Source organism: Anaerofustis stercorihominis (assembly GCF_005844425.1).
Taxonomy (GTDB): Bacteria; Bacillota; Clostridia; order Eubacteriales; family Anaerofustaceae; genus Anaerofustis; species Anaerofustis butyriciformans.
Genome location: NZ_SPHL01000038.1, coordinates 1 through 5088, shown reverse-complemented (window position 1 = coordinate 5088; position 5088 = coordinate 1). Strand labels below are relative to the sequence as shown.

Here is a 5088-nt window from a genome sequence, read left to right as displayed (position 1 = left end):
ACAACAAACTATGTTCTCTGTATGTTAGTGACAAGTCTTTTCAGTGTAATTATATCACATTACCTTTCTAATTCCAATCTAACTCGAATATTTTCTATTGTTTTTCTTACTCTACTTCCATTTTTATCTTTTTCAAAAATATTAAATCTTTGATTACTTATAACATCTAGTATTGTAATATAATTATCTGTATTGTTCAAATTATTATTTTTCTTAATCATTTCTTTTGTAATATCTTTTTTAGGTGTAAAATTGAATGATTTTTTGCATATAAATCTTATTAAATAAGAATCTTTTTCATCTTTCTCATTATATCCACCAATAATTACATAATCTATTAGTGCATCAAATATTTGTTCATCAAACTTCTCTATATTAAAAATTTTATCACTATTTAACATTTCTTTAAGTTTAATAATTCCTCTCTCAATTTCATCATCATCTTCTTTTACTAATTGTAGTTGTTCTATTTCTTTATCCATTTTCTCTATTTTATTCAATAATGTTGCTTTTTTGCTTTTAAACATTTCAGAATCAATAGTACCATCTACCATTAAATCTACCAATTTTGAAATTTTGTTTTCATATTCTATTTTATCTTCTTTTAATTTATCTAATTTTTCTTTAGTTGTTCCATTTCTCATTGAATTTTTAACAATGTTAGAAATACTATCAATTATGTTATTTCTATTATTTGCCAATAACTGATAAATATCAATAAAAGCATTTTCTATTATTTCTTCTTTTACAATTTTTCCATCAGGACAATTATACTTTCCATTTTTTGAAGACTCAATACATTGCCAAGCAGCAACTTTTTTAGATTGATTTACAAACATTGTCCTTCTGCCCAATGTTTCGCCACAAAATCCACAGCGAAGTCTCGAACTCATTGTATATTTCCCTCCAACATTTCCCAATCTTCTTCCTGTTGCTCTTGCTCCACACTTTGCTTTTAAAATTTCTTGAACTTTATCAAAATCTTCAACTGAAATAATTGCTTCGTGATGATTTGATATATAATATTTATCTTCTTCTCCATAATTAACTAATCTCCTGTGAGATATTGGATCTTGAGTAAAGGTTTTTCCTTGAAGTACATCTCCTTTGTATTTTTCATTTGTTAATATTCCTCTTACCGTTGTTGCTCCCCATACATCTTTTCCTTTTGGACTTTTTATTCCCATTTTAGTTAATTGTTTTGCAATATAATCAGCACCCCTACCATCTAAATACATTCTAAACATCATTTTAACAATATCTGCTTCATTTTCTTTAATTATCATTTTATTATTATCTGAATCATATACATAGCCGTAACAATTATTAAATCCTATTAATTCTCCACGTTCTTTTTTCATTTTCAACCCTAGTTTAACGTGAGATGAAATAGTTTCGCTTTCTTGTTGGGCTACAGAACTTAATATTGTTAATAATAATTCTCCTGACATTTCCAATGTATTAATATTTTCTTCTTCAAAAAAAACTGCAACATTATTTTCTTTTAGTTTTCTCACATATTTCAAAGTATCTACAGTATTTCTCGCAAATCTGGATATAGATTTAGTAATAATCATATCAAATTTACCATTTATTCCATCGTGAATCATTTTCATAAAATCGTTTCTTTTATAATCCAAAGTTCCTGAAATTGCTTCATCTGCATACATATCGATATATTGCCATTCATCATTTGAAGATATTTTTTCTTTATAATATTTTTTTTGAGACTCATAACTATTTAGTTGTTCTTCATTTCCAGTACTAACTCTTGCATAAGCAGTAACCCTTAATCTTTCAGTTATTAATAAACCAGTATTTCTATCTACTCTACCATCTTTCTTTTTAATTATTTTTATATCCATAAACATTTCCTTTCTTGTTCGAACAATGCCATTTTATAAGAATAATCAATTAATTACAATTGTGCGATTTATTTAATTGCACAATTGACTTTTTATAAGTTATCTCATCAATTATTTTCTTATTTTTTACAAGATTTAGAATTCGTAACTGTTCAAGATAATCAACAAAATCTTTATTAAATGAAGAAGTTTTATTAACAATTATTTTTTTTATCATTTTATATCAAAAGTATCCTTTAATGATTTATTGACTAAGTTGATTTCTTCTTCATTCAAACTACATAAAAATGATATTAATCTTGTTTTATCTAAAACTCTTACTTGTTCCAATAGAATAAGTGAATCGTGTGTTATTTTTTCATTTGATTTTATTTCTATATGTGTAGGTAGATAATTTTTCTTTTTTGATTTACTTGTTAAAGGAGCAATTAATACAGTTGGGCTATATTTATTACCTAAGTTATTTTGAACAACCACCACTGGTCTTGTACCGTTTTGTTCACTTCCTATAATAGGATCTAAATTAGCATAATAAATATCTCCTTTTTTTATTACCCTATCTTCGTTCATTTTTATTAATCTCAACTTTATAAATAGTATGTGGTGTTTCATTATTAATCAGATTTCTAATATCTAAATTGTTATTTTTTCTTAAATAGTTATCTACTAGCCCTTTAACATCTGCTTTGGCTCTTTCCATACTAGTTTGCGTATGATCCATTGTTATAATATATTCTAATTTTACAGTTACTCTGTAACTTTTACTTTTCTTCATATTAAAAATTCTTCCTCCTTATATGTAAAAGCACGAGATAGTAAAATCTCGTGCTAAATTTATTTTTATTGTTTAAGTAACTGATATTTTTCCTCGAACCCCTCAGTCTTTGGGAAATCATCAAACGATTAAATTGCTAATTTAATCTCACAGGAATTCCACCTCCCCGAGGATCTCTCCGGGCTGTCCCCATTGCTTTAGGCTGTGGCTAGACAGGAGTATCTTTAATACTACTATTAATCTTCGCATATTAGTTGCTAACTAATTTTATAACCAAACAATTATCGTCAAGCGTATTTGTTAAAGTGCTTATAATAGTAGGAACGTATTTGATGAATGTATATACAATTGTCAAAGAACTCCTGTTTCCAACAAAAAAGGAAACAGTGAAAGGATGATTTATTACCCTCTCACCTGTTTCCTAACTAAAACGCAAAATTGCAGACACTTAATCTAATTTTTTTAATATTTTTTTCAAATTTTTTAATGCTCATTCTAAAATTATATGAACTGATTGATGAGTAGCATTTTCTTCATCTGCTATTTCTTGTTCTGTTTTTTCATCAAAATAATATTTTTTTATTCTTCGCTTTTGAATCTCTGGTAGTTCATTTATTGCTTTTTTTAATTTTTCAAATGTTACTTTTTGAATAATCATATCCTCTAATAATATTTGCTTGTCCTTTGCTCTTGATTCAAGATTGTTTTCAAATATTTCTGAATGTTCAATATGATTATCATATTCGTTCATTTCAGATAAATCATCTAATTCAAACCTATCAAGTGCTTTATATATTTCCTTATTAATTTCTACTTCCTGTAATTTTCCCTTTACATCTTTAAAACTAACTGTATAAATATTTTTACTTTCTATGTAATTTAAAGTATAAGGATTATCCTTATATTTTCTTCTTTTTGGGCGTTCTGCCATATTATTTTCCTCCTATCAATTTCAATTTTTTAATAATCAAAATTGATAGATGGTGGGCTTCTACACCTAACAATTATCTTTTTTATAATTAACAAAAAAACGCCGAATGCATTACTCAATAAACGAGTCATACATTCGGCGTTAAATCCATATTGAAAATCATTAACATCAAAATAATCTACTTTTGGAGCGTCAAATTCCCCTTGATAAATTACTATTTGTTTTAAAATTAATGTTAAATAATACAACAATTCTTTTTCATTCATAAGGGATACCAACTCCTACAACAAAGTAACAATGCCATATTTTTTATATGAGCAATCAACTTTCTTATAATTGGTTTCCTCTTATGAAAAAAATTAACCAGTAATATAATCTAATTATTTTATTTAAGAAATACTACTGCTTAATCATTTCTTTTTTTATTCAATTTAATTTCTAAATACCTCTTTTCCATATATTACATAGTTCAGCATTGTTATTGGTGCCATTATACAACAATTTTTTCGCAAAATTTGTCGAATTGTGTAATAGTCTGGTTTTATGTCATTAAATGTTGCTTTTTATCACAGAATTAATATTTTTATGCACAAAAAAAATAACAGCAATAAGTTTGCTGTTATAAAAGGTTATTTATATCTTTAAATAATGTTTCAAATCTTGCAAGTGTACTTTCTGAAAAATAATCTTTATCTACACAAAGGGAAGTTAAGTATCTTGAAGGTCTATAATGATTAAATCTATTCTTTTGAATAATTTGATTTATTTGAAGAATCAAGGTTAGTTTATAATAATAAACAAATAAGAGATGATAGAAAAATAGATAATTACTTTAATAAAATATCTAATGATGATAAACACGATTTAGCTTGTGAGATTATAATTGAACTTGGTGATATGTCTTATTGGGAAAATAAAAATTTAGAAGAAAAATATAAAATGATTAATGTATTTGAAAAACAACTTGATGATTTAAAAGAAATAGTACCAAGCTTTTATGTAGCTAATGCGACTTGTCATTTTGATGAACATTCTCCACATCTTCATATTGTTGGTGTTCCAGTTAAAGAAAATTGTAAAACAGGTTTATCAAAACAAGTTGGTAAAACATCAATATTTACTAAAGAATCATTAGTTATTATTCAAGACAAAATGAGAGAAAAATGTATTGAAGAATTTAATAATATTTATGAATTAGATTCTAAACTTAAAGAAAAGCAAAAAGGTAAAAATAAAGATTATACACCTTACGAAAGATTAATGTTTAATGAAAAAGCAAATGAACTAAAACAAGAATTAAATAATCTTCGTAATGAAGTTTCTGATTTAGAAGATAATAAAAAATCGATTAGTAAAGAAATCATTAATCTCAATAAAGATAAAGAAGATATAACTGATGAAATTGATAAAAAGAAAAAACTTAACAATAAAATTATTATTAAGTCTAAAAATCAATTATTAGATGATAACAAAAAATTACAAGAAGAAAATGAACATTTAAAATCTATGAATTATCA

General features: G+C 25.3%; 6 protein-coding genes. 1 reads left to right on the top strand and 5 read right to left on the bottom strand.

The features are described from left to right. Positions 1–59: 59 nt before the first annotated feature. The 5 genes from FGQ49_RS08675 to FGQ49_RS08655 form a co-directional block, all read right to left on the bottom strand. Positions 60–1865 carry a recombinase family protein gene (locus FGQ49_RS08675; protein WP_171020659.1) on the bottom strand — a complete coding sequence of 602 codons (1806 nt, stop codon included), beginning with the start codon at positions 1863–1865 and terminating at the stop codon, positions 60–62. A 213-nt stretch (positions 1866–2078) separates the two neighbouring features. After that, positions 2079–2435, bottom strand: coding sequence for a type II toxin-antitoxin system PemK/MazF family toxin (locus FGQ49_RS08670; RefSeq protein ID WP_138269475.1), 357 nt, complete (start codon positions 2433–2435; stop codon positions 2079–2081). After that, the gene (locus FGQ49_RS08665; protein WP_138269474.1) at positions 2422–2640 is read right to left on the bottom strand and encodes a hypothetical protein; all 219 of its coding nucleotides are present in this window, start codon (positions 2638–2640) and stop codon (positions 2422–2424) included. Before FGQ49_RS08665 ends, FGQ49_RS08670 begins: the two co-directional genes overlap by 14 nt. Positions 2641–3130: 490 nt before the next feature. Beyond that, complete coding sequence (locus FGQ49_RS08660) at positions 3131–3571, bottom strand: sigma-70 family RNA polymerase sigma factor (protein WP_138269473.1); 441 nt, start codon at positions 3569–3571, stop codon at positions 3131–3133. 29 nt (positions 3572–3600) lie between these two features. Continuing rightward, the gene (locus FGQ49_RS08655; protein ID WP_138269472.1) at positions 3601–3837 is read right to left on the bottom strand and encodes a hypothetical protein; all 237 of its coding nucleotides are present in this window, start codon (positions 3835–3837) and stop codon (positions 3601–3603) included. Between the two features lie 535 nt (positions 3838–4372). On the opposite strand from FGQ49_RS08655, the gene FGQ49_RS08650 reads away from it, so the two are divergent. Beyond that, positions 4373–5088: plasmid recombination protein (locus tag FGQ49_RS08650; RefSeq protein ID WP_171020660.1), on the top strand; the 716-nt coding region annotated here is incomplete at its 3' end.

Bases quoted from the DNA above. Each gene is read 5' to 3' on its own strand.
- FGQ49_RS08675 (WP_171020659.1), bottom strand. From the start codon at position 1,865: ATGGATATAAAAATAATTAAAAAGAAAGATGGTAGAGTAGATAGAAAT.
- FGQ49_RS08670 (WP_138269475.1), bottom strand. From the start codon at position 2,435: ATGAACGAAGATAGGGTAATAAAAAAAGGAGATATTTATTATGCTAAT.
- FGQ49_RS08665 (WP_138269474.1), bottom strand. From the start codon at position 2,640: ATGAAGAAAAGTAAAAGTTACAGAGTAACTGTAAAATTAGAATATATT.
- FGQ49_RS08660 (WP_138269473.1), bottom strand. From the start codon at position 3,571: ATGGCAGAACGCCCAAAAAGAAGAAAATATAAGGATAATCCTTATACT.
- FGQ49_RS08655 (WP_138269472.1), bottom strand. From the start codon at position 3,837: ATGAATGAAAAAGAATTGTTGTATTATTTAACATTAATTTTAAAACAA.